At 59.1% G+C, this 23,382-nt stretch carries 21 protein-coding genes; 6 read left to right on the top strand and 15 right to left on the bottom strand.

Translation table 11 applies throughout. From position 1 onward, the window contains the following. Positions 1–118: 118 nt before the first annotated feature. The 3 genes from D9N14_RS21375 to D9N14_RS21385 form a co-directional block, all read right to left on the bottom strand. Entirely contained in the window at positions 119–508 is a 390-nt protein-coding gene (locus D9N14_RS21375; RefSeq protein ID WP_290583651.1) for an outer membrane beta-barrel protein, read from the bottom strand. A gap of 197 nt (positions 509–705) precedes the next feature. Next, the gene (locus D9N14_RS21380; protein ID WP_290583653.1) at positions 706–2,004 is read right to left on the bottom strand and encodes a serine hydrolase domain-containing protein; all 1,299 of its coding nucleotides are present in this window, start codon (positions 2,002–2,004) and stop codon (positions 706–708) included. A gap of 160 nt (positions 2,005–2,164) precedes the next feature. After that, positions 2,165–2,722: a prolyl hydroxylase family protein gene (locus D9N14_RS21385; RefSeq protein ID WP_290583655.1), complete on the bottom strand. Its 558-nt coding sequence runs from the start codon at positions 2,720–2,722 to the stop codon at positions 2,165–2,167. Between the two features lie 438 nt (positions 2,723–3,160). On the opposite strand from D9N14_RS21385, the gene D9N14_RS21390 reads away from it, so the two are divergent. Further along, a complete protein-coding gene (locus tag D9N14_RS21390; RefSeq protein WP_290583657.1) occupies positions 3,161–4,297 on the top strand; it encodes an HD domain-containing phosphohydrolase in 1,137 nt (378 codons plus the stop codon). On the opposite strand, the gene D9N14_RS21395 is transcribed toward D9N14_RS21390, so the two are convergent. Genes D9N14_RS21395 through xdhA form a run of 10 tightly spaced genes read right to left on the bottom strand, consistent with a single transcriptional unit; the run spans position 4,294 to position 15,591 of the window. After that, positions 4,294–5,484, bottom strand: coding sequence for a urate hydroxylase PuuD (locus D9N14_RS21395; RefSeq protein WP_290583659.1), 1,191 nt, complete (start codon positions 5,482–5,484; stop codon positions 4,294–4,296). The genes D9N14_RS21390 and D9N14_RS21395 overlap by 4 nt on opposite strands. Next, the gene (guaD, locus tag D9N14_RS21400; RefSeq protein ID WP_290583661.1) at positions 5,481–6,797 is read right to left on the bottom strand and encodes a guanine deaminase; all 1,317 of its coding nucleotides are present in this window, start codon (positions 6,795–6,797) and stop codon (positions 5,481–5,483) included. Before guaD ends, D9N14_RS21395 begins: the two co-directional genes overlap by 4 nt. Positions 6,798–6,813: 16 nt before the next feature. Continuing rightward, positions 6,814–7,353, bottom strand: coding sequence for an ureidoglycolate lyase (locus D9N14_RS21405; RefSeq protein WP_290583663.1), 540 nt, complete (start codon positions 7,351–7,353; stop codon positions 6,814–6,816). Next, on the bottom strand, positions 7,353–7,697 hold the full coding sequence (gene uraH / locus D9N14_RS21410; protein WP_290583665.1) for a hydroxyisourate hydrolase: 345 nt from the start codon (positions 7,695–7,697) through the stop codon (positions 7,353–7,355). The genes D9N14_RS21405 and uraH overlap by 1 nt, the downstream gene beginning before the upstream one ends. A 21-nt stretch (positions 7,698–7,718) precedes the next feature. After that, the gene (gene uraD, locus D9N14_RS21415) at positions 7,719–8,249 is read right to left on the bottom strand and encodes a 2-oxo-4-hydroxy-4-carboxy-5-ureidoimidazoline decarboxylase (RefSeq protein WP_290583667.1); all 531 of its coding nucleotides are present in this window, start codon (positions 8,247–8,249) and stop codon (positions 7,719–7,721) included. Beyond that, positions 8,246–9,259, bottom strand: a complete 1,014-nt coding sequence (gene alc, locus D9N14_RS21420; protein ID WP_290583669.1) for an allantoicase — start codon at positions 9,257–9,259, stop codon at positions 8,246–8,248. The genes uraD and alc overlap by 4 nt, the downstream gene beginning before the upstream one ends. A gap of 39 nt (positions 9,260–9,298) precedes the next feature. After that, positions 9,299–10,705, bottom strand: a complete 1,407-nt coding sequence (gene allB, locus D9N14_RS21425) for an allantoinase AllB (protein WP_290583671.1) — start codon at positions 10,703–10,705, stop codon at positions 9,299–9,301. After that, positions 10,702–11,646 (bottom strand): xanthine dehydrogenase accessory protein XdhC, encoded by a 945-nt coding sequence (gene xdhC / locus D9N14_RS21430; protein WP_290583673.1) that lies wholly within the window; start codon positions 11,644–11,646, stop codon positions 10,702–10,704. Before xdhC ends, allB begins: the two co-directional genes overlap by 4 nt. Beyond that, the gene (gene xdhB, locus D9N14_RS21435) at positions 11,643–14,027 is read right to left on the bottom strand and encodes a xanthine dehydrogenase molybdopterin binding subunit (protein WP_290583675.1); all 2,385 of its coding nucleotides are present in this window, start codon (positions 14,025–14,027) and stop codon (positions 11,643–11,645) included. The genes xdhC and xdhB overlap by 4 nt, the downstream gene beginning before the upstream one ends. Next, on the bottom strand, positions 14,020–15,591 hold the full coding sequence (gene xdhA, locus D9N14_RS21440) for a xanthine dehydrogenase small subunit (protein ID WP_290583677.1): 1,572 nt from the start codon (positions 15,589–15,591) through the stop codon (positions 14,020–14,022). The genes xdhB and xdhA overlap by 8 nt, the downstream gene beginning before the upstream one ends. 355 nt (positions 15,592–15,946) lie before the next feature. Here xdhA and D9N14_RS21445 point away from each other — a divergent pair, with 355 nt between their 5' ends. From D9N14_RS21445 to D9N14_RS21465, 5 genes are read left to right on the top strand one after another with little or no spacing between them, the layout of a single operon-like run. Beyond that, positions 15,947–17,461: an ABC transporter ATP-binding protein gene (locus D9N14_RS21445; protein WP_290584165.1), complete on the top strand. Its 1,515-nt coding sequence runs from the start codon at positions 15,947–15,949 to the stop codon at positions 17,459–17,461. Then, entirely contained in the window at positions 17,458–18,534 is a 1,077-nt protein-coding gene (locus D9N14_RS21450) for an ABC transporter permease (protein ID WP_290583679.1), read from the top strand. Before D9N14_RS21445 ends, D9N14_RS21450 begins: the two co-directional genes overlap by 4 nt. Before the next feature lie 10 nt (positions 18,535–18,544). After that, positions 18,545–19,471, top strand: a complete 927-nt coding sequence (locus D9N14_RS21455; protein ID WP_290583681.1) for an ABC transporter permease — start codon at positions 18,545–18,547, stop codon at positions 19,469–19,471. A 25-nt stretch (positions 19,472–19,496) separates the two neighbouring features. Continuing rightward, positions 19,497–20,840, top strand: a complete 1,344-nt coding sequence (locus tag D9N14_RS21460; protein WP_290583683.1) for an 8-oxoguanine deaminase — start codon at positions 19,497–19,499, stop codon at positions 20,838–20,840. Positions 20,841–20,877: 37 nt separating this feature from the next. After that, a complete protein-coding gene (locus D9N14_RS21465) occupies positions 20,878–21,750 on the top strand; it encodes a heme-dependent oxidative N-demethylase family protein (RefSeq protein WP_290583685.1) in 873 nt (290 codons plus the stop codon). A gap of 605 nt (positions 21,751–22,355) precedes the next feature. Here the strand turns inward: D9N14_RS21465 and D9N14_RS21470 are convergent. Together D9N14_RS21470 and D9N14_RS21475 are read right to left on the bottom strand one after the other, a co-directional pair. Further along, on the bottom strand, positions 22,356–22,577 hold the full coding sequence (locus D9N14_RS21470) for a DUF2788 domain-containing protein (protein WP_290583687.1): 222 nt from the start codon (positions 22,575–22,577) through the stop codon (positions 22,356–22,358). Beyond that, positions 22,574–23,377 (bottom strand): DUF2189 domain-containing protein, encoded by an 804-nt coding sequence (locus D9N14_RS21475; RefSeq protein WP_290583689.1) that lies wholly within the window; start codon positions 23,375–23,377, stop codon positions 22,574–22,576. The genes D9N14_RS21470 and D9N14_RS21475 overlap by 4 nt, the downstream gene beginning before the upstream one ends. Between the last annotated feature and the right edge of the window lie 5 nt (positions 23,378–23,382).

Raw genomic sequence — 23,382 nt, forward strand, 5'->3', positions numbered from 1 at the left:
CAGTGAGGTCTTGGCCTTCACGCAAGGCTTTGAGGGCGGCTTCTATATCGAAGGTTGGTTTGGTCATAGGTCATTCCTTTTGGTCTAATGATAAAGAAATGACACAGAATTCTGAACACTACCATACCAATCCTAAACCGGCTTTGGCAAATATATCAACACGATTATTCAATGGGTGAGCAAACTTTCCAATGCCGGTAAGCGCTCGATACTTATCGCTATAGATATACAAATACGTGCCTGGCAAAACGTTATGATTATAGACTCCCAAATCAGAATAATTCAGCTCTATACTGACTGTTGGAGTTAGCTGGTAACCTGCATATATTGACCACTGAGAATCTGATTTATCAACCAGGCCACCCGGATACAGACCATCATCGCTGAAATGCGTCCCGCCCCCGTTCACGCCAATATAAAATGGGCTTCCTGATCCAATAGACTCAGATTGCGCCTGACACAACGTAGTCACACCTAAAAAAACCAATAATAAAAACTTGTAATCCATCCTTACCTCTCATGCACACCCTGCTGTCTACAGGTATTGAGCAACTTGCCAGAGCAACCAAAAATCCATCGAGCACAAAGCCAGCCACCTGACCAATATTACTACATCAGATCGATTCCGCTCCATAAAAGGTGTATGACTGATCCTCATTAAGCCCTCCAACAGTCATGAAGCGATACTGCATATGAATTCAGTACTTAGTCGAACAAACCCGATGTCACAATTGGACGAAGATATTTCTGAATCCGGTGAGTTGGCTCAGTCGAGAAAAAAGCGATTACAAGATCACGATCGGGCGATACATAGAGACCTTGTGCGTTCAAGCCAGATTTGAAGAAATCTCCGTCCTCAAAAATTGCATCCCACTGCCGCGCAGCCGTTCTGACCGTCTTGTCACCTAGCCGAGTCATAAAGCGCTGCCCTGAACCCGCGTTTCCTCCCAGGTAAAACTCACGCGTGCGTGGGCTGTTCTGTATTCTGTTAAGCATTTCAGGTGATACGATTTGCTCAGTAGAAGCCTTACTCCAACTGGGTGTATAAAGCATTCCCACACGAGCGAGGTCGCGCAGGTTGGACGATGCCGGTCCATGAACGATGGCAATCCCGTCGGGTGAGAGGTGCATTTGGAGGGGGCCCTCTACACCCATCTTCGACCAAACTCGCGCGTCGAAGAAATCCGACCAGCTCTTTCCCGACACGGCCTCCACTAAAAACACCAACGATTGCGTGGTGGCAGATGAATAGATGTAGCTCTGGCCGGGCTTTTCGACCGACTTGGCATCCAACATTACGTTGAGCATGTATTCAACTTCACCATTGGTCTCTTCGCCAAGTTCTGCCCTGAACATGCGGGAAGTCACCGAGGTTGGGTCGGCGAATTGATCGGCAGAGTCACGAGCATCTAAGCCAGCAGCCATATCCATGGCATCGCCAACCTTAACGTGTTCCCAGGCAGACCCCTTGAACTCGGGAACATAAACGCCCAACGTTTTGGACTCATCGATTAAGCCATCATCTATCAACAGACCCACAGCCATAGAGGCAAGCACTTTCGTTGTGGAGGCCCAGAAATGCGCATCGAGCTCGTGCATCCCTGGATAGGATTCGTAGGCAATCTTGCCTTTGTGAACCACAATAAAGCCTTGAGCGAAACTCCGTGGGTGCGTTAGATAGGCATCAAGGGTCAAAACGCCAAGGTCCGTCTCAACCGGTATTTTTCCAATTTCTGGTACTCGTGCCGTTGGTAGTTGCATGATGGGCTGACGGCGTAGGAGTATCGCAGTCTTATTGGTCTGCGAGGCATGACTATGATACCAAAGTGCAGCTGGTTTAGCTGTGGTTAGGTCAGTCACGGTAAACGTACGGATGTAATTCAGCGTCTCCTTGGCCGACCATCCATCAAAAACTTTCTGAACAGGATCTGGCTGCTGTGCCTGGCAGAGAGAAGACGAAAAAATTAGTGTGACTGAAGTAAGTAGCGAAGTGATTGTTCTCATATGTTTTATCCTGAAACTAGTAAGCTCTCATAACCTTGGTATGAACTTGAGCATGTTAAAGCAATTAACAACCAAATAGATATGAATGTTCGTTCAGTCAATTGAGCTAGTATGCACTCCGTGAGCCGAGCGTGTTTGGCCAAATCAGTTGCATCACTTGCTAAGCATCACGATGGTACATAACATCCGTTCTAATAACATACTTTATACCAGAAAGTACTTCACAGCCTTCATGTGTAATATCGTGTTGGAACACAAGAACCGAACCAGATTTAGGACTGATTTTGATTTCGGGATCAACAAAGAATGCCGTCTCACCTCCCGCGTCTACCTCGTTCAAATATATCAACAACGTATAGTAGCTGCGCTCACTACCATTTCTTATATAGCACCCGTCTGAATGAGGAAGAAATTTCATACCAGGCTTATATCTATAACACCGGAATAACTCGTTCAGACCTATCAATGCTGATCCAAATATAGATCTTGGCAGCTTATCCTCAAGCCTTTCAAATAGGCTAAGTGCATATTCTGGCGAATTGATCATTACCCTTTCATTATTACGGTATTCTGATTTGAAGACCTCGCCTTTAACCGTGGAAATTGGAGCCAGTTTTGGGTTAAGTGAATCGATTTTCTCTATCCACTCGGTACATTCACCAGGGGAAATGACATTATCTAGGGTGAATATGTAAGGTGCTTCAGAATCGAGTTTCATACTTGCTTTTCTTGCATAACACTGAGTTAAGTGACGCCGTGAAGCGGAGCTGGTTAATATGATAATGCTTATTCAGGCCAAACTGCCAGATCTGGTTGTCACATCACTCAAGCGGGTGGTGAAGTTGTTTCGATAAGTCCGATCTGCAGTAAAGATGTGTTGCCCTGGGTATTTCTAATCTCACAAAAGAGAAGGAGAAGTCCAAACATTCAGGTCATACCCGTCAGCAACGGAGCTTCAGTCAAAGATGTAGGTTTCGAATAATGAGTTCACCCTCCCCGTCCTCCCTCAAAAAAGCAAAGCAAACCTACTTAGCCTAATTTTCCACCCGCCCTATATCCAAACCCCCACTTATACCGATAGAATCTATGAATTCCGAAACGCAAGCTGCCCATAACGTATACTTCAATAACAATAAAATTCGGGAAGAGGCCGGCCATGTTCGATCTGGAAGTTTTGCATCGAAGCAAGATTCTGCTGGTGGACGACGATGCCACTAACCTGCGGATTTTGCAGGCGATGCTGAAGAAAGATGGATACCACAACGTCATCACCCTGGATGACCCCACCCGGGTATCCCTGTTGTATAACCAGCAAGCCTATGACCTGATTGCGCTGGACATTCACATGCCGGTGATGAACGGGTTTGATGTGATGGCGGCGCTGGCCGATTCCTATCCCGGTGAATTCATTCCGATCATTGTGCTCACAGCGGATGAAGACAATTACACCCGCGATCTGGCCCTGGCCAGTGGGGCGCGGGATTTTATCCGCAAGCCGTTCAACAATCGCGAGGTGTTGTTGCGCTTTCGCAATCTGCTGGAAACGGTGCATCTGCAGAAGGCCCTCAAACAACAGAACGAGCTGCTGGAAGAGAAAGTCGAGGAGCGCACCCGGCAATTGCATTATTCCCAGGTGAAGTTGATCGAGTGCCTGGGGCGGGCGGCGGAGTTCAAGGATAACGAAACCGGCGCCCATGTTATGCGCATCAGCAAAATGACCGGGGTGGTGGCGCGGGCGCTGGGGTTGCGGCCCCAGGATGTGGAAATGATTGAACAGGCCAGCCCCATGCACGACATCGGCAAGATCGGCATTCCGGATCGGGTGTTGTTGAAGCCGGGCAAGTTGGAAGGGGATGAATGGACCACCATGCAGACCCACGTGTCCCTGGGGGCGCATATTCTGCAAGGGGACGACAACGACTCGGAGTTGCTGAAAGTGGCGGCGGAGATTGCCTTGAATCACCACGAGCGTTGGGACGGCACCGGCTACCCGCGGGGATTGAAAGGGGAGGAGATCCCCCTGTTCACCCGCATCACCAGCGTGTGTGATGTGTTTGACGCGCTGACGTCACGCCGCCCCTATAAAGAGCCCTGGTCGGTGGAGGAGGCGGTGCGCTTTATCGACGATCAGAGCGGGCGCGCTTTTGATCCGACCATTGTGGCCTGTTTCAAATCCCAGTTGCATAAACTGCTGGCAGTGAAGGAGGCCTATCCGGACCAGGAATTCACTGACTCTGCCCCCGTGCAACCCAAGCCGATGCCGGGGGCCTCCCGCAGTCGCAAACACCACTAGCGCTGGTTGATCCAGCTGCCCAGTTGCGCCCGTTCTGCATCCGTCATGGCGGTTTTGTTCATAAACGGCATGTCGTGACTGGTCACTGAGCGGGCCAGGATTCGCGGCGCCCATTGTTCCATTTGTGGCACTGAATCCAGCACGACGCCGCTGGGGGCCACCTTGAAAACGTCATCGCTGGGGGTGGCGCTGTGGCAGGTGCTGCAACGCTGTTGCACGATGGCGAATGCCTGTTCTGTGGTGACGTTGACCCCGCCTGCTGACCCGGCTGCCGGAGTGGCCAGCGGGGGAGCGATGGTCCAGGCCAGGGCGATGGTGGCCAATGCGGCGCTCACCAGAATGCCGGGCTTGATAACCCCTTTGTGTTTGAGATTGAAGAAGTGCCGGGTCCAGGCGCCGATGAGCAGGATGGCCATGAGCACGGCCCAGGACTGGGCGTGCCCGTAGGTCATGGGGTAGTGGTTGCTGATCATCAGGAACAGCACCGGCAGGGTCAGGTAGTTGTTGTGGACCGAACGGATCTTGCTGGCGATGGCGTATTTGGGGTCCGGCGCCTGCCCCTGTTCCACCGCAGATACCAGGGCCCGCTGCCCCGGCATGATGACGAAGAACACATTGGCGGCCATGCAGGTGCCGATCAGGGCCCCCACGTGCAGATAGGCGGCACGGGCACTGAAGATCTGGTTCAGGCCCCAGGCCACCGCCGCCACAAAGATCAACAGCAACACCGCGAGCGCCACGGGTTGCTTGGCCAAGGGGCTCTTGCACAGCAGATCATAGACAATCCAGCCACCGCCCAGGGTGCCCAGGCTGATGGCCACCGCCGCCCACGGACTCAATGCCAGTTTGGTGGGGTCGATCAGGTAGCTTTCCGCCCCCACGTAGAACATCAGCGATAGCAGCAGAAAACCGCTGATCCAGGTGCTGTAGGCCTCCCATTTGAACCAGTGCAGATGGGCGGGCATGAACGGGGGCGCCAATTTGTATTTGGCCACTTCATAAAATCCCCCCGCATGAATGGAGGAGAGTTGGCCGCCGAAGCCTTTCTGTTTGTTGTCGTCGCTGGGTTCCTCCAGGGAGTTATCCAGCCAGACAAAATAAAACGACGCGCCGATCCAGGCGATGCCGGTAATCAGGTGCACCCATCGTAATACCAGATTCAACCAATCGATGATGTACGCAGTCATGGGGTCTCCTTTTGATGGACACAGCGGCCCAGGGCGTAGGTGCGTTCCACGCAGCGGTCGTCACCCAGGGTGTTCAGCACGAACAGGGTTTCCTGCAGGGTACGGCAATGAGGCATGCGGAACGCCATCAGTGGGGTGGCGTGCAGATCCAGAATCGAAAAGTCCGCTTCAAAACCCGCCTGCAGGCTGCCGATGCTGTGGTCCAGATCCAGTGCCCGGGCGCCGCCCAGGGTGGCCAGGTACAGGGCCTGGAACGGGTCCAGGGTGTGCCCGCGCAGTTGTTGAATTTTGTAGGCCTCGTCCAGGGTGCGCAGCATGGAAAAACTGGTGCCGCCCCCCACGTCGGTGCCGAGGCCCACGGTCACCCCATGCTGTTGCAGCCGGTCCAGGGGGAACAGCCCGGAACCCAGAAATAGATTGGAGGTGGGGCAATGGGCGATGGCGGAGCCGGTGGCCGCCAGGCGGGCGCACTCGGCGTCACACAGGTGAATGCCGTGGGCGAAGACGCTGCGCCGACTGAGCAGACCGGCCCGGTCGTAGACGTCCAGGTAATTGGCCGCTTCGGGAAACAACGCCTGCACCCAGGCCACTTCATTGGTGTTTTCAGACAGGTGGGTATGCAGGTAGACGCCGGGATATTCCTGCAATAATTGCCCGGCTTTTTCCAGTTGCTGCGGTGTGCTGGTGGGCGCAAAGCGGGGAGTGACGGCGTACTGCAGGCGATCCACGCCGTGCCAGCGTTCGATCAGCACTTTGCTGTCGTGATAACTTTGTTCGGCGTTGTCGCACAGCGCGTCCGGTGCATGACGATCCATCATCACCTTGCCGGCGATCATGCGCAGGCCCCGCTGCTGCGCCGCCTGAAAAAACGCATCCACCGACTGCGGGTGCACCGTGCCGAACACCAGGGCGGTGGTGGTGCCGTTGCGCAGCAATTCATCCAGGAACACATTGGCCACTTTGCTGGCGTGGCTGGCGTCAGCGAACTGCAGTTCAGTGGGAAAGGTGTAGGTGTTGAGCCAGCTCAGCAGTTGCTCGCCGTAGGCCGCGATCATTTCCGTTTGCGGATAATGGATGTGGGTGTCGACAAAGCCGGGCAGAATCAGGTGATGGGCAAAGGTTTCCAATGGAATCCGCTGAGGCAGTTGGTTCAGTATTGTTTCCGCCGGACCGACAGCTTTGATGTACCCGTCTTCCACCCACAGGATGCCGTCTTCGTGGTAACAACAGGCCTGTGGTCCCATTTCATGGGGGTCGCCCACACAATACAGAATGGCGGCCCGATAGGCGCAGCCGTGACTGTGCACGTTCATCCCATGCTCCTGCTGTTCATGGCTTACTCCTTGGGGATGCTGGTTCATTCAGGTCAATGCGAAACGGTTGCTGCAGTCGTTGTTCGTCGCAGTTGCTCAGCACTTCCCCCTCCAGGCCGCCGCGGTCGATCACCAGAAAATCGCTGTCCGCATGCAACGCCAGGCTGAAGTGATGCCAGGTGCCGGCGTGATAGTTCACCCCCTGCCCCGGCTGCGCCAGAAACACCTGGATGGCGGCTTCGTCCAGGGGGCCCGGTGGCGCCACCACCACCAGGTAAGGCTGGTTGCCCAGGGGCATAAACGCCTGGCTGGAATGGGGGTGACGCTCCAGAATTTCGATGGTTATGGGGGTGGGCAGGGGGCGGCTGCGGAACAGGCTGACAATGGGCCGGCCCCCTTGGGCGCTGACATCAATCTGGGCCAGGTCATGGTAGCGCTCGGTCTGGCCATAGTTGATGGCAAAGTGCCGGGCCTCATCGTGGGCCTCGATCACATCGCCGAAGGCCATAAAGTCCTGCCGGCGTAAGGGTTGCGGCGCGCGCAGTGGAAGCGTCATCAACTGCCTCGATAGGTGGAATAGCCAAAGGGGCTGAGCAGCAGGGGAATGTGGTAGTGCTCTCCACGGCCATCAATACTGAACACCACATCGGCGTACGGGTAGAACACCGCCTGGCCGGTGGCATTCAGATAGGGTGCGATGGAAAAGCGCATGCGATAGGTGCCTGCCTCAAGTTGGTCCGGCCCGAATTCCGGCACCCGCCCATCTTCATTGGTGATGCCTTCTGCCACTTTATGCCATTGCTCCGGTTGCTCAGGGTTGACCTGGCTCAGCAGCACCGGCACCCCGGCGGCGGGTTTACCCAGGGCGGTGTCCAGAATGTGCGTGGTGATCTGACTCATGGTGTTACTCCTGGAAGGGGTTCACTGCGGAAACAATTTCTGCAGGCGCAGCGCGGTAATTTTGCGTTGTTCTTCGGCGGCGTTGACCAGTTCCTGCGGCCGTGAGTTGGGCAGGCGTGCCTGTAACAGGCTCAGCATTTCTGCCGCGGATTTGCCGGTGGCGCAGACGATAAAAATAAAGCCGAATGTGTCCAGGTATTGCTGATTACCCTGGGCCAGGGCCTGCAGGGTGGCCTCGTCGGCGGCGCTCACCGCGGACTGCTCGCCAGAGGCCAGGGCTTTGGTGCTGGCATACTTGGCGCGCAGGGTTGCCACATTGCCGATCTGCGGGTGGGCGCTGAACGCTTCCAGAAGATTGGCTTCATCCATGTTGGCCCAGTGTTGGTCAGCCTGGTGCAACAGGTGGTTCAGGTCGGTGTAAGGGCGGGAGGCCACCATCGCCTGAATCCAGTCCTGTGCCGCACAGCATTGTCGCAGTGCCTCGGCCGCGTCGGTGGCACTGGCCGCATTGAATTGTTCCAGGCTCAGTGGCGGGGTGGTGGTCGCGCTCATTCGGTCGTCTCCGTCTCGGCGGGATAGCCGAAGATGCGCAACCGGCTGACGCCGCCATCGGGAAATATATTCAATCGCACATGGGTGAAGTGGGTGTGCGTATCCAGCAGGTCATCCTGGTAGACATGCTCAGTGTGGGCCTGCAGTTTGGTTTGGGCGATGAGGGGTTGCCAGTGCAGGTCCTCTGCGGTGATGTCCTCCCGCTCGGTGTGGATGGCTTCCAGGGTGAAGCTGTCCGGGTAATTGCCTTTGAAATGGCAGGTGTCCACCAGCACGCGCTTGACCTGCCCGGCACAGGCCAGCTTCACGATCAGCCAGTCATAACCGGGGCCGCGGCGGCGTCGGGTTTCCCAGCCATCCCCCATGTTCACTCCGCGTCCGGGGGCGACAATGTTGTTCATGGGGCTGAAAAACATATCGGAGCAGGCCAGGGCACGACCCCCGTTGGTGCTGGCGGCCAGATCCACCAGCTCGTTGGGCAAGGTGCGGGACCAGTCCACTTTGGGTTCCCCGTACACCCGCAGGCGGGCCACGCCGCCATCGGGATAAATGTGCAGGCGCAGGTGGCTCCAACTGTGCGCGTTGTCCAGCTCGAACAGGTTGTGGCTGTGGGGGTTCACCGGCGTTTGTTCCAGCAACGGGGTCCAGGCCTGATCGTCGCTGGGATCGCCGGTGCAGGCGCAGGCTTCGATCATCACCGACTGCGGCGCGTTGCCACGGAAGAAGGTGGTGTTCACGTCAATGGCGCGGATGCGGCCTTGCAACCCCAAGCGCAACACACACCAGTCGTGTCCGGGGGTGCGCCGGCGGCGGGTTTCCCAGCCGTCCATCCATTTGCCGCGGTCGGTGTACTTGTCCTCGATGAAAACCGGTTCGGCCCGTTTCATCAGATTGCTGGCTTCTGCAAAAAATTCGTCGTTGCAGAGCAGCGCCTGTCCGCCGTAGCGTTCGCTCAGCAGGTCCACATGGGTGAGTGCCCAGGGGGAAGTGTTGGTGTCCAGTTGGCTCATAAAAATTCGTGTTCCTGTATTAATTCCCGTATTAACAAGCTAAAGGCTTGATTCGCGGCCCCGCAACAGACTGCGTCCGCGGGCTGATCCGATGTATTGATCCTGCTGAAAAACCGGGCGCCCCCGCAGCCAGGTTTCGGTTACCACACCGGTCAGGGTTTTGCCCAGGTATGGGCTGATTTTGTGTTTGTGTTTGATGGTGTCGGCGGTGACGGTTTGCTGGGCCTGGGTATCGAACACCAGAAAGTCGGCATCGTAGCCGGGGGCAATGCGGCCTTTGCACTGGCCCAGCCCGGCGATGTCCGCCGGCGTCTGCGCCATCAAGCGGGCCAGGTCCACCAGGGTGAAGCCGCGCTGCTGGCCTTCGGTCCAGATCAGTGACAGGCCGAACTGCAATGCGGAGATGCCACCCCAGGCGTCGCCGATGTCGCCGCTGTCCATGGCTTTCAGCTGCGGTGTGCAGGGGCTGTGGTCGGAGACGATAAAGTCGATGTGGCCGTCTTTTAATGCCTGCCATAACTGATCCCGATTGGCGTCTTCCCGGATCGGTGGGCAACATTTGTAGAGCGTGCCGCCGTCGGGAATAGCCTCGGCCCACAGGGTGAGATAGTGAGGGCAGGTTTCCACCGTCAAGTGCAAGCCCTCGGCGCGGGCGGCGATGATCATGGGCAGGGCATCGCTGGAGGACAGGTGCACAATGTGGGCCCGGGGTTGCAGGCCTTCCGCGGTCAGATCCCGCATCACCCGGATCACCATGGCGATGGCGTCGTTCTCCCAGGCGCGGGGGCGGGATGCCAGAAAGCGGGCGTAACTGCGCCCGATGGTGGTGGCTGCAGGGGTGGCAGGCGAAGTGCCGGGATCATGCTCGTGCCGATCCAGTTCTGCGTGCACCAGGTGGGGCAGTCCGGCCCGGGCCAGGTGGCCCATGGCGGCTTTCAGTTGGGCTTCATCCACCGACTGGAATTCCTCGATGCCGGAGTGGATGGTGAAGGATTTGACGCCCAGTACGCCGGCGTCCAACAGTTCCGGCAGGTCTTCCAGGTTGTCCGCGGTGGCGCCGCCCCAGTAGCCGGTGTCCACCCAGAGTTTGCCTTGTACGGAATCCAGTTTGGCCGCCAGGGCGGCGGCGGTGATGGTGACGGGGATGCAGTTCAACGGCATGTCCACCAGCGTGGCGATACCGCCGGCGGCCGCCGCATGGGTGGCGGTGTCGAAGCCTTCCCAGTCGGTGCGTCCAGGCTCGTTGACGTGCACGTGACTGTCCACCAGGGCCGGCATCAGCACCTGTTCGATATTGACCACCGTGCAGTGCGGGTGGGCATCAAACGGCAGCACGGCTTCGATCTTTTCACCGTTGACCACCACTGTGGCCGCTTGCTCACCGTCGGGTGTAATCACCTGGCGGGCGCGGAGGGCAAACCGTTCGGGCAAATCCAGTAACGTCATGGTTCTTCAGTGCTCCCGTGCTGGGCGATGGCTTGTTCTGCTCCTGGTGTTTCCATTCCGGGCATCTCAACTATAGGCTTGGCATTGAGGTCGGGCTGGATGCCCAGGGCCGCCCGTTGCTGGTACAGGCCGATCACTTCGGCGGCCACAGACACAGCCACTTCCATGGGTTGCTTGCCGGGCACGCTGCTCAGCCCCAGCGGGCAGCGCATATGTTCGATCACCTCTGCCGGAAACCCCCAGTATTGCAAGCGCATGCGAAAACGCGCGGCTTTGGTGTTGGAGCCGATGACCCCCACATACGCGGTATCATTGCGCTTCAGCGCAGCCTCTGCAATGGCGTAATCCAGGGGGTGGTTGTGGGTCATCACAATCACATAGGCCCCCGGGTTCAACTGTGCAATTTCCGCTTCCGGATCGTCGCTGACGATGCTCTGCACAGAGCTGGGCATTGTGGAGCTGTGTAATGGCGGGAAGGCCTCCGCGCGGCTGTCGATCCAGCGCAGGCGCACCGGCAACTGCGACAGGATACTCATCAGGGCCTGACCCACATGACCGGCGCCGAACAGGGCGATTTCCACTGCGCTGGGGGCAAAGCACTCGTACAGTAAATGCACCCGCCCGCCACAGCATTGTCCCAGTTTCGGCCCCAGGGGGTAATCCTCCAGGTGTTGTTGATCACGGCCTTGCAGCAATAAATTGCGCGCGGTTTGAATGGCATCGTATTCCAGCTGTCCGCCGCCGATGGTATTCACGATGCGGTCGGCACACACCAGCATTTTGGTGCCGGCGTCCCGCGGGGCCGAGCCTTTCACGGTGAGCACGGTCACCAGCACATAGCCCTCACCCTGTGCCCGCAGGGCAGCGGCGGCTTCGGTCCAGTGTTGTCTTCCAGGCGCCGAAGCAAACTGTGATCCCGGCGAGTACGAAAACGGGTTCATGGCGTATTGGCTCCGTTGCGGTGAGTGGCAGCGGCCTGCTGTGCCGCCTGAATCGCCCAGAACACCCGCTCCGGCGTGGCCGGGGTGTCCAGGGGCGGATTGATGTTGTAATCGGCTACGCTGCTGATGGCATCCCGCAGTGCCGACCATACGGAGATGGCCAGCATGAACGGCGGCTCCCCCACGGCTTTGGAGTGGTAGATGGTGGCTTCCTCGTTGGGCTGGTCTTCCATCAGTGCCACATTAAACACGGGGGGAATGTCTGCTGCTGTGGGAATTTTGTAGGTGGCGGCCCCGGTGGTCAGCAACCGGCCCTGTTCATCCCAACGCAGTTCTTCGGTGGTGAGCCAGCCCATGCCCTGAATGAAGCCCCCTTCCACCTGGCCTTTATCCAGTGCCGGGTTCAGGCTGCGTCCCACATCGTGCAGGATGTCCACCCGCAGCACCCGGTATTCGCCGGTCAGGGTGTCCACCAGCACTTCGGACACGGCGGCCCCGGTGGCGTAGTAAAAAAACGGGCGCCCGCTGGCGGTGTTGCGATCGTAGTGAATTTTGGGCGTGCGGTAGTAGCCGGTGGCCGAGAGCGACACCCGCGCCATGTAGGCCGCCTCTGCCAGCTTGGCAAAGCTCATGCAGTGGGCGCCACTGCTGTTCTCGAACTGCACCTGGTTATTGGCAAAGCGGATGCTGTCGCGGAGGGCTCCCTGCTGTTCCACCAGGTACTCGGCCAGCCGCAGGCGGATGGTGCGCGCGGCATCCCTGGCGGCCTGTCCATTTAAATCGGCGCCACTGGAGGCCGCAGTGGGGGAGGTGTTGGGTACTTTGTCGGTGCGGGTGGCGGTGATGTGAATGTGTTGCAGGTCCACCTGCAGTTCTTCGGCCACCACCTGGGCCACTTTGGTGTTCAGCCCCTGGCCCATCTCGGTGCCGCCGTGATTCAGGTGAATGCTGCCGTCGGTGTAGACGTGGATCAGCGCGCCGGCCTGGTTCAGGTGCTGCACGGTGAAGGAAATACCGAACTTTACCGGCGTCAGGGCCAGGCCTTTTTTCAACAGCGGACTGCCGGCGTTGTAGTCGCTGATCTGTTGGCGCCGCGCCCAGTAATCACTGCTGATTTCCAGCTCCTGAATCACCTTGGTCAGGGTTTCGCTGGAGACGGTCTGGTGATAGGGGGTCAGGTTGCGGTCCGGCCCTTGATACAGATTGCGCTTGCGGACTTCCAGTGGATCTTTGCCCAGGGCGCGGGCCATGTCATCCATGGCTTTCTCAATGATCAGCATGCCCTGGGGGCCGCCAAAGCCACGAAAGGCCGTGGCGGACACCATATTAGTAAAGGCGCGATGCCCGGTGATGGTGGCGGCCGGCAGAAAATAGGCGTTGTCCGCATGGAACATGGCGCGGTCCACAATGGCATCAGAAAGATCCGGTGAACAGCCGCAGTTGCCGATCACCGTAATATCGGCCCCCAGCAGCAGGCCGCTGTCATCGAATCCAACCCGGTACCGGTTTTCAAATGCATGGCGCTTGCCGGTCAGCATCATGTCCATCGCCCGGGGCAAGCGCATCTTCACCGGGCGCCGGGTTTTGTTGGCCAGCAATGCGGCCAGGCAGGCCCATTGTGCGGCGTGGGTTTCCTTGCCGCCGAATGCACCGCCCATGCGCCGGGTTTCCACTGTGACGGCGCCGATGGGCAGGTGCAGCACTTCTGCCACCAGCTTTTGTACCTCGCTGGGATGCTGGGTGGAACACCACACCTGCATGCCGCCGTCTTCGGTCGGTGCCACCATGGAGACCTGACCTTCCAGATAATAGTGTTCCTGGCCGCCCACGCTCAGGCTGGCTTCCAGTACGTGGGGAGCCTTGGCGATGGCCGCAGCGGCGTCACCCCGTTGCATGGTGTGCACCGGACGCACGGTCTGATTGCGGGCGATGGCCTCCTGCGGGTCCAGCAGCGGCGGAGCCTCCTCAATTTCCACGTGGGCCAGCAGGGCGGCGCGGCGGGCGTTATCCAGCGTGTCCGCCGCCACCGCAAACAATGGCTGCCCATGAAATTTCACGGCCCCGTCGGCCAGAATGGGATCACCGGGGAACACCGGGCCGATGTCGATGTGGCCGGGAATGTCCGCCAGCGTCAACACCGCCGCCACCCCGGGGGCAGCCAACACCGCCGACAGATCCAGTGTTCGAATGATGCCGCAGGCCACCGGGCTTTGGCCCACCGCGGCGTGCAACAGCTGGCGCGGCTCGGCCAGGTCGTCCACATACAGGGCTGCGCCGGTCACATGCTTGACGGCACTTTCGTGCTGCATGCTCTGGCCGGTGGCGCCTTTTAATGTGTCGGTCTTGAGAGCAGCGTCGGACTTGAACCGGGTATCAGTCATGAGCCACTGCCCCCACGGCGCTGAACAGGCTGAGCTTTTCCGGGGCCAGCGCCTGATCCAGTTCCAGTTGCGCTCGCGACAGCAGGTTGCCGGCCACCGCCAGGCGATAGGCGGCACTGGCACGCACATCATCAATGGGCTGGAAATCCTGCGACAGCGTTGCTTTGGCACGCTCCACGTCAGCCGTGGAAAACAGGGTGCCCTGCAGGACCTGCTCGGTGGCCCGGGCCCGCTTGGGAATCGCCGCCATGCCACCGCAAGCGATGCGAATCGCCTGCACTCGACGGCTTTCGGTGTCACTCCCACCAGCATCTGGTTCCCGCTGTATCCAAATGGCCAGGCACAGGGCGGAAATGTCGTCTTCAAAACGCTTGGAAATTTTGTAGACCTGGAGCGTGGTGTTGGCGCTTAACTTGGGAATGATGATGGACTCAATGCATTCCCCGGCCCGCAACGCGGTTTGCCGATAGCCGTTGAAAAAATCCTCGATGGCGATTTCCCGGCTGCCTTGCGTGCCGGTGAGTTTGAGTTTTGCAGCCAGCACCAGCAGCACCGGTGGCGTGTCGCCGATGGGGGAGGCGTTGGCCACGTTCCCGCCGAGGGTGCCCTGGTTGCGAATCTGCAGGGAGCCCAACCGATTCAATAAATCGGCAAAGGCGGGAAAGTATTTGCGCAGAAAGGGCTGTGCGTTGCTGTAAGTGACGGCGGCGCCGATGATCAACTGTTCCGGGGTGTCGATAACCTGGGTCAGCTCCTGCACCCGGCCGGTATAGATCAGGGTATCCGGTTGCGCCAGTTGTTGGGTGAACTCCAGACCGAGGTCCGTGGCACCGGCTACCAGTCGCGCCTGGGGGTGCGCTTCCAGTAGCCGGGCCAATGCGGACACCGATCCCGGCAGGAAGAATTGCACGTTCTGCTGCATGCCCTCACTGCCGGTGTCACCCTGGTCATCCATCGGGTCACTCTGTAATGCTTGCAACTGTTGCACCACATCAGCCTGCTGCTGCCGGAAATGATCGTCAGTGCTCGCCAGTGTCTGCTGCGCTGCCTCAATAATGGGTTGGTATCCGGTGCAGCGGCAAAGGTTGCCGGACAGGGCCAACTCAATGTCGTGGCGATCGGCGCTGGCGGTGCCCTGGCCCACACTCAACCACCAGGCCAGCAGCGACATCACGATACCTGGCGTGCAAAAGCCGCATTGGGAGCCGTGGCAGTCCACCATGGCCTGTTGTACCGGGTGCAGGCTGCCCCCTTGCTGCAGGTGCTCAATGGTGATCAGTTGTTTGCCGTGCAGGCTGGCCAGGGGCGTGATGCAGGCGTTCACGGCCTTGTAGTGCAGGGGGCTGGAATGCAGAGCACTTTGCTGGCCCTGGGGATGCAACTCATCCCACACCTCACCCAGCACCTCACCCAACACCACCGTGCAGGCGCCACAGTCCCCGGCGGCACAACCTTCTTTGGTCCCCACTTGCACGAGCACAGTGCGCAGGTACTGCAATACGCTCATTGATGGAGCCACCGCATGCAGCGTCACTGTCTGATCGTTAAGCAGAAATTGAATCACAGCTGCGTTCCCTCGGCAGAGTTCAGGCCCGGTTCAGGACGGTTGCGGCGCCAGTACAGCATAAAGAGTCACCCTTTAATATATTGATAGTAATGCAGTTTTTGGATTCGGCAAGGTTGCTGTCCGGATTCGCCCGTGGCCTGTTCAGGGTGGCCGGGGGATTCGGAAAAACCTGTCCAACTGGACAGGTTCTTGCATATTGTTTGCCAACGCTGGCCCTCTCGTCAATAAAAACCTAACCAAGTGGTCAGAATATTCAAACCCCAGATAAGCCTGTTCACGGGATGGAAAGAGCATGAATTCAGACTCAAAACTTGAAGATTTGCCGGTGGCGTCGGCGCAGGGCGGCCTGCCCATGCCCTCCCGCCTGGCATTGCGGGGCATCACCAAACAGTATCCCGGTTGCCTGGCCAACGATCGGGTGGACCTGGATATCAAACCGGGGCAGATCCATGCTCTGTTGGGGGAAAACGGTGCCGGCAAGAGCACGCTGATGAAGATCATCTATGGCCTGGTGAAACCGGATCGGGGGCAGCTGTACTGGCGCGGCAATCCCATGCAGATTGCCGACCCCAGCCACGCCCGCAGCCTGGGCATTGGCATGGTGTTCCAGCATTTCTCCCTGTTCGAAACCCTGAGCGTCACCGAAAACATCGCCCTGGCCCTGGGGACCCCGGCCCGGGAAATGAAAACGCTGAGCCGCAAAATTGCAGACGTGTCGAGGAAATACGGCATGACGCTGAATCCGGAACGTCTGGTGCACACCCTTTCCATCGGCGAGCGGCAGCGGGTGGAGATCGTGCGCTGCCTGGTGCAGGACATCAAGCTGCTGATTCTGGATGAGCCCACGTCGGTGTTGACCCCGCAGGAGGTGGACACCCTGTTTGTGACGTTACGGCAACTGGCGGAGGAAGGCTGCAGCATTCTGTTCATCAGTCACAAGCTCAATGAAGTGCAGGCCCTGTGCGATGGGGCCACAGTGCTGCGCGGAGGCCGGGTGTCCGGCAGCTGTAATCCACAGGCGGAAACCCCCAGCAGCATGGCCCGCATGATGGTGGGGGATGACACACCCATCGCCACGGAATACGTCAAAGTGGAAGGCGGGGCGCCGTTCCTGACCATCCATGGCCTGAACAAGTCCACCCACGATCCGTTCGGTACGCATCTGAAAAACCTGCAACTGCAGGTGCGCAGCGGTGAGATTGTGGGAGTGGCCGGGGTGGCCGGCAATGGCCAGGAGGAGTTGCTGGCGGCCCTGAGCGGTGAGGAACCGGTGCGGGAGGGGGATTGTATCCGTCTGGGGGATCAGGCCATCGGACACCTGCCGCCGGATCAACGACGGCGCCTGGGAGTGGCCTTTGTGCCGGAGGAACGCCTGGGCCGCGGCGCGGTGCCTACCATGAGCCTGCGGGATAACGGCCTGCTGACCGGCTTTCTGCAGGGCCTGGTGCAAAACGGCATGGTGCAGACCCAGAAGACCGAGGCCTTTGCCCGCAGCATCATTGATCGCTTCAAGGTGAAAGCCGGCGGCACCCACAGTCAGGCCAAAAGCCTGTCCGGTGGCAACCTGCAAAAATTCATCATCGGCCGGGAGATTCTGCAGAATCCGAAGTTGCTGATCGCCGCTCACCCCACCTGGGGAGTGGACATCGGCGCGGCGGTGGCCATTCATGAGGCGCTGATTCAGTTGCGGGATCAGGGTGCAGCGATCCTGGTGGTGTCCGAAGACATCGACGAGCTGTTCCAGATTTCCGACCGCATCTGTGCGATCTGTCATGGCGAGCTGTCGCCGTTACGGGCTACAGCGCACACCACCATTGAACAGGTGGGGCGCTGGATGGCCGGGGATTTTGTGGAGGACGCCGCATGATCAAGATGGAACCGCGGCAGGAATCCTCGCCCTGGATGCCCTATGTGTCGCCGTTGCTGGCCGGTGTGCTGACCCTGGTGACCGGCGCCATTCTGTTTGCCGCCCTGGGGCAGGACCCGCTGTTTGCGTTGAAGACGGTGTTGATCACGCCCATCTCCGATGCCTATGGCGTGGGTGAGTTGTTTGTGAAGGCCGGCCCGATTTTGCTGTGTGCGCTGGGGCTGTCGGTGGCCTATCGGGCCAACGTCTGGAACATCGGCGCCGAAGGTCAACTATTGATGGGAGGACTGGCCGGCAGTGCCCTGGCGGTGCAGTTTACCGACAGTGAGGGCTTATGGCTGCTGCCGGCGGTACTGCTGTGCGGCATGGTGGCGGGCATGTTGTGGGCAGCCCTGGCGGCCCTGTTGAAGACCCGCTTCAACACCAATGAAATCCTCACCACCATCATGCTCAACTACATTGCGTTCAACCTGTTGCAGTACTGCGTGCACGGCCCGTTAAAAGATCCCCACGGCTTTAACTTTCCCGAGTCGGCCATGTTTGCCGACGCCGCCCGCCTGCCGTTGTTGATGGAGGATGCGCGGGTGCATCTGGGCATCATTCTGGCGCTGGCCGCCGCGGCCGCGGTGTGGGTGCTGTTGGGGAAAAGTTTTCTGGGCTACCAGATCCAGGTGCTGGGCCGGGACAGTCGGGCCGCCAAGATGGCCGGTTTCAAAGAAAAACGGCTGGTGTGGCTGGTGTTGTTGCTCTCCGGCGGCCTGGCAGGCCTGGCCGGCGTGGGGGAGGTGGCCGGCCCCATCGGTCAGTTGGTGCCGCAGATTTCACCGGGTTATGGCTACGCCGCCATCATCGTGGCGTTCCTGGGGCGTTTGCATCCGGTGGGCGTGACCCTCGCCAGTATCCTGATGGCACTGTTGTTCATGGGGGGCGAAATGGTGCAGATCGAATTGAATCTGCCGCTGGCGCTGGTGGGGATGTTCCAGGGCATGCTGCTGTTTTATCTGCTGGCCTGTGACGTGTTGATTTTGTATCGCATTCGCTGGGTGAGTCCGCCCGCAACACAAACGCTGTGAGGTTGTGATGATGGATATTGAATTGGTGAACAATGTTTTGCAGGCAGCGGTGCGCACCGGTACGCCGTTGTTGTTGGTGGCGCTGGGGGAAACCGTGGCGGAAAAAAGCGGCGTGTTGAACCTGGGCCAGGAAGGCATGTTGCTGGTGGGGGCAGTGGTGGGTTTTATCACGACCCTCACCACCGGCAGCCTGTTCTTGGGATTTATGGCGGCCCTGGTGGCCGGGGTATTGATGTCCATGCTGTTCGGGGTGCTGGTGCTCAAACTCAATGCCAACCAGTATGCCACCGGCCTGGCGCTGACCATCTTCGGCACCGGCCTGTCCGCCTTTGTGGGGGCCGGTTATGTGGGACAGCCGGTGACCGGGCTGGAGCCCATCGCCATTCCCTGGCTCAGCGACATTCCCGTGATTGGTAATGCCCTGTTTAACCAGGATCTGATGGTGTATCTGTCGTTCCTGGCCACGGCGGCGTTGTTCTGGTTTTTCAAAAGCACCCGTGGTGGCTTGATTGTGAAAGCGGTGGGGGAAAGCCCGGATTCCGCCAATGCCATCGGCCTGCCGGTGTTGCCCACCCGCTACCTGGCGGTGGCCTTTGGTGGCGCCATGGCGGGGGTGGCCGGTGGTTATCTGTCACTGGCTTATACGCCCCTGTGGGCCGAGAACATGAGCGCCGGGCGGGGCTGGATTGCACTGGCGCTGGTGGTGTTTGCCAGCTGGCGCATTGAGCGGGTAATGCTTGGGGCTTATTTGTTCGGTCTGGCCAGCATACTGCACCTGGTGGCGCAGGGCCTGGGCTTTTCTTTTCCGCCCAACTTGCTGGCCATGCTGCCCTACGTGGCCACGATTCTGGTGTTGGTGATGTTGTCCAGCAACCCGGCCCGCAACAAACTGTACGCGCCGGTGTCCCTGGGGCAGCCGTTCTTCAAATCAACCTGATGGGTAATACGACGTTGGAACCAACATGAGCAGACTCTGGATCAAAAACCCGCTGGCGTTGCTGGCACCCGCAGAGGCCGCCGGTGGGCTGGTGGTCGAGCAGAACCGGATTGTGGAGTGGGTGCCCCGGGGGGCCGAGCCTGCCACCCCCTGTGAGCGCGTGTTTGACGCCCGCGAGCACGTGGTGACGCCGGGCCTGGTGAACTGCCACCATCATTTCTATCAGACCCTGACCCGTGCCCTGCCGGCGGCGCTGAACCAGGAACTGTTCCCCTGGTTGCAGAGCCTGTATCCGGTGTGGGCGGGGTTGACGCCAATGATGATTTCACTCTCCAGTCGTTTGGCCCTGGCGGAGTTGATGTTGTCCGGCTGCACCACCGCTTCGGATCATCACTATCTGTTCCCCCAGGGGCTGGAGCAGGCCATTGATCTGCAGGTGGAAGCAGCCACTGAGTTGGGTATCCGGGTGGTGCTGACGCGGGGTTCCATGAGCCTGGGCCAGGACGACGGTGGTTTGCCGCCACAATCGGTGGTGCAAAGCGAAGCAGAGATTCTGAACGACAGCGAACGCCTGATCAAAACCCATCACCAGAGCGGAGCCGGGGCCATGGTGCAGATTGCCCTGGCCCCCTGTTCACCGTTTTCCGTGACGCCGGACATCATGCGGGCCAGCGCGGAACTGGCCCGGCGCCATGGGGTGTGCCTGCATACCCATCTGGCGGAAACCCTGGATGAGGAAGACTTCTGCGAGCGCCAGTTTGGCCTGCGCACGGTGGACTATCTGGCGTCCGTGGGCTGGCTGCAGGCCGGCACCTGGCTGGCCCACGGCATTCATTTTAACGATGAGGAGATCCAGCGCCTGGGGGCGGCCGGTGTCGGCATCAGCCACTGCCCCTGTTCCAATATGGTGTTGGCGTCGGGCATCTGTCGCACCCTGGAACTGGAAGCCGCCGGTTGCCCCGTGGGCCTGGGGGTGGATGGCTCCGCCTCCAACGACGGCTCGAATATGATCGGCGAAGTGCGCCAGGCTATGCTGCTGCAGCGCTTGCGATATGGTGCTGCGCAGGTCAGTCACCTGGATGCCTGGCGCTGGGCCACGGTGGGGGGCGCTCGGGTGTTGGGCCGCACCGACATCGGTACGCTGGACATCGGGCAGCAGGCGGACCTGGCCCTGTTCAAGCTGGACGAACCGCGTTTTTCCGGCAGCCATGAACCCCTGGCGGCGCTGTTGCTGTGTGGTGCCCATAAAGCGGATCGGGTGATGGTGAACGGGCACTGGACCGTGGAGGACGGTTGCATCACCGGACTGGATCTGGCGCAGTTGATGGCGGATCATGGGCAGGCGGCGCGGCAGTTGGCTGCCCGCTGACAGGCCATCAACAAATACCTGCAATACGAGTAACCCCATGCCCCCACGTACACCCGATCCGTTTGCGTTTTTGACCCGTGATACCTTACTGCACATGGGGTTGAATCCGGTCACCGACCGGGATTGGGTGGCGCCGTTTTCGGCAGCGGAATTTGCACGCTTTCAGCAGCACAAACTGCGTCTGCTGGCCGCGCGCGAACAGGCACCGGATTCGGCCCAGCCCGTGTTGGTGGCGGCGCGGGCTGCGGCTGCCGTGGGGGAGTGTCGGCAGGCGTTGCAACAGCATCTGCAGCGGGATCATGGCGCAGTGATGGATGCCTGTGGCATTGCCTTCAAGCAGACGCCGGCATCGGACGCGATGGCGGATCTGCAGGACATGAGCCTGTGGCTGCCCGATGACCTTTGTATTTTGCAGCCCAATACAGCCGGGGATTACGTGCTCACCGCGGCGGCGGTGTTCTGCCCCAGTCTGTGGCTACCGGCTGATAAAATGAATAAAACCCTGGCGGACATTCATCATCCCATTCCGGAATTTGGCCAGCGTTTGTTGCCGTCAGTGAATCGGTTTTTTCATCATCTGAAAGTGGGGCGGCCGGTGGTGCGGTTTAATTGGGCCATTCAGGTGGGGGATGCACTGGCGCGTGTGCCGGGGCAGGTTGCCCGCAAGGAAGGCCCGTTATTCTATCGCAGTGAGCGGCAGTCGTTGTTGCGTTTGCCCGGCAGTGGTGCTGTGGTGTTTTTGATTCGTACGCAGCTGTGGCCGTTGGCGGAATTGGATGAGATCAGTGGAGAGGTGAATCTGTTGCAACGGTTGCTGCGGCATATTGACCGCCTGTCGCAACCCGAGCGTGATTACAAAGGAATATCAAACAGCCTTCTGACCACGCTCGAGCAATTCCGGACCGGATAAGTGTGCCGGAGTGAGAGCAGAGCGTTAGCCCGCTGCCAGTTGTTTCTGTTGCCATTGGGCACAGTAGTGCGCCCGTTCTACTCCAATTTGAACCAGCTCGTCCAACAGCCGACGATACTGTCTCATGTGGCGGGGAACCAGCCCCCGTTGTTCAATGTCACTGAGCTGCCGTTGCACGCGTGCATGCCTGTCTGAAAACACAGCCAGACCGGTTTGGAAGTTTAATGTGTCCATGTGCTTCACCCTTTATTGAACGGCCTATTGATCATTACTGTGGTGCCGCCGTACGTTGTACTCCTAACCCGGGTGCCAAACAATGCGACAGGTCAGGGTATTCCGGCCAAAATCCGTGATTGGATGTGTGGCGGTTTTACCAAAACGGATTTATCGGAAACAAGATGCAGGAAAAACAGGATGTTATTTGCCGCAGGCTAAAATGCGACCGGAGCGCACTCGGTTTATTACACTTTGTTGATGAAATGTTGCAAAAGGTAATGTGACATTTGTGTTTCGTTTGTGTGTCGGTTTGGTGGAATGCAGCTTTCAGTTTAAGGTCAGCTTGAAGTTAAGGTCAGCTTAAGGTCATCTGTTAATCAGGTAAGAGTTCACTCAATATCCAGCAGCCACTGGATCAGCAGTTTCGCCACGAACCCGATCATGCCCAGGGTCAGCACCAGAAACAGAACAAAGGTGCCAAAGCGACCGGCTTTGGATTCCCTGGCCAGTTGCGCCACGATGAACACCATGTACAGCATGAACGCCGCCAGGCCGATGGTGAGACCGAAGCTGGCGATCTCCTGTTCACTGAAACCCATTACCGTGTTCATGTCATGTCCTTGGCCCGGGGGGGCAGGTGGTCGGCATTGACCGCATCCCGGTAGGCGTGCCAACTGGCGTGACCCAGCACCGGAACCACAATGATGCTGCCCGCCATGGCCAGCAGCCCCAGCATGGAGCTGGCCATGATCAGTATCGCCCACAGGGCCATGGGCAGGGGGTTCTGCATCACCACCTTCCAGCTCACCAGCACCGCAGCCAGGATCGGAATTTTGCGATCCAGCAGCAGGGGCAGGGTCACCACGGTGGAAGCAAACACCGGAGCCGCCAGGGCGACGCCCATGATCCACCAGGCTTCAAACAGATGGCTGTCGGCGGCCAGCACCACATGGCGCAGAAAATCCTCCGGCCGGTTAACGGGGCGCTCGGCAAACAGGGTAATGAAGGCGGCGGAGGTGAGTACCCAGCCGGTACCGGACAGACACAGCAGTAAGCCGAATCGCACCAGGCGCCAATCGTGATGGGGCCGGCCGCGCCAGCTCCACCAGGTGCGGAACACCAGACCCAGGGTGGCCGGTCGCCCCTGCTCCAGGGCCTGGCTCACCGCGTACAGCCCCACCGCCACCACCGGTGCCACGGCAAGAAACCCGGTGAAGGCGCCTGCCAGCAACCAGAACTGGTCGTAGGCCAGCAACAACAGCAGGAAGCCGAAGGCGGCTACGCCGGCGCCGTGTAATACGCCGATCACGGGGGCCTGTTTGAAGTCCTGCCAGCCGGCCTGCAGCCAACGCCAGGGTGCCTCCAGCGTCAGTGTTTGTATTTTCACCTCAGAAACCGCAGTTGTTTTCATTGGAA

The sequence above is a fragment of the Ketobacter sp. genome, assembly GCF_003671495.1.
Classification (GTDB): Bacteria; Pseudomonadota; Gammaproteobacteria; order Pseudomonadales; family Ketobacteraceae; genus Ketobacter.